Below are 1,195 nucleotides of genomic sequence, written 5' to 3'. Positions count from 1 at the left end.
AGTTGTCCCGCAACACTGGCTCAGTCCAGAGCAGCGATCACTGCCTCAGACACCATCACTCCTGCCTCCTGGATCCGCTGACGCATGTTCCCTTCGTACAGCCAGGCGCAAGCCTCGATCGCTGGGTGCAGTTCGGCGAGGATCAACGCCGCACGCTTCGGTACGTGGGCTTCTTCTCTCCACGCCGTCCCGCAGCGATCGATCTGCTCCTGTAGCTGAAGGAGCGCCTGCTCATCGAACCCTTCGTTCATGCGCAGGGGGATCACGAAACGATCCGCCGCCTCTTCCAGGCGACTCACCAAGTCCGTCTCCATATGCGCCTCCGTATCGGCCAGTTCGCAACGCGGTGGGACGATCTTCTCGTGGCAGGTGTAATCACGGCGTCACAGCCGTCCTGGATAAGTCCGTTCACCGGGCTGAGCCCGCGCTGCTTCGGCAAACTGGTGAACGCCATGCGCCGCGCGGGAGCGGACGCGGTCCGGCGCGGTCGACCATGGAGCTTGCCCCTGGAGGACCGCGTCCTGCTGGTCGCGGCGTACTGGCGAACCAACTTGACGCTACGCCAACTGGCGCCGCTGTTCGGAATCTCGAAGTCCGCGGCCGACCGCATCATCAACCGCCTCGCACCGCTGCTCGCCCTGCGGCCGCGCAGACGCTTCCGCAAGGACACCGTCCTCATCGTGGACGGCACCTTGGTACCCACGCGTGACCACACGGTGGCCGAGCAGTCGAAGAACTATCGGTATTCCACCAATCACCAGGTCGTCATTGACGCCGATACGCGGCTCGTCGTCGCCGTGGGCCGGCCTCTGCCCGGTAACCGCAACGACTGCAGGGCATGGGAGTTGTCCGGAGCGAAGGCAGCCGTCGGCAACACCACGGTGATTGCTGACGGCGGTTACCGTGGCACTGGCCTGGTGATCCCGCACCGTCACGAGCCTGGCCAGGCGGAACTCCCGGCCTGGAAAGAGGAGCACAACCGCTCACACCGCAAGGTCCGTGCCCGCGTCGAGCACACCTTCGCCCGCATGAAGAGCTGGAAGATCCTCCGCGACTGCCGCTTGAAGGGAGACGGTGTTCATCACGCCATGCTTGGCATAGCCCGTCTGCACAACCTCGCGCTCGCCGGATAGACCGCCGGAGGCGGCCATACCCGATGCTGAACGGTCGACTCAGTTGATCATTGCGGGACAGC

Annotated in this window: 2 protein-coding genes; one reads left to right on the top strand and one right to left on the bottom strand. The window is 64.6% G+C overall.

Annotated features, from left to right (window positions below):
• Nucleotides 1–20 precede the first annotated feature (20 nt).
• Nucleotides 21–314, bottom strand: coding sequence for a hypothetical protein (locus SSP08S_RS54545; protein WP_019076049.1), 294 nt, complete (start codon nt 312–314; stop codon nt 21–23).
• 48 nt (nt 315–362) lie between these two features.
• Here SSP08S_RS54545 and SSP08S_RS54540 point away from each other — a divergent pair, with 48 nt between their 5' ends.
• Nucleotides 363–1,133 (top strand): IS5/IS1182 family transposase, encoded by a 771-nt coding sequence (locus SSP08S_RS54540; protein WP_026179647.1) that lies wholly within the window; start codon nt 363–365, stop codon nt 1,131–1,133.
• Nucleotides 1,134–1,195 lie beyond the last annotated feature (62 nt).

The sequence above is a fragment of the Streptomyces hokutonensis genome (assembly GCF_000376565.1).
Classification (GTDB): domain Bacteria; phylum Actinomycetota; class Actinomycetes; order Streptomycetales; family Streptomycetaceae; genus Streptomyces; species Streptomyces hokutonensis.
The sequence above is the reverse complement of the archived record's forward strand: the minus strand, read 5'-3'. Positions and strand labels throughout refer to the sequence as shown.

Coding starts and splice junctions, on each gene's coding strand:
- SSP08S_RS54545 (WP_019076049.1), bottom strand. CDS start 314: ATGGAGACGGACTTGGTGAGTCGCCTGGAAGAGGCGGCGGATCGTTTC.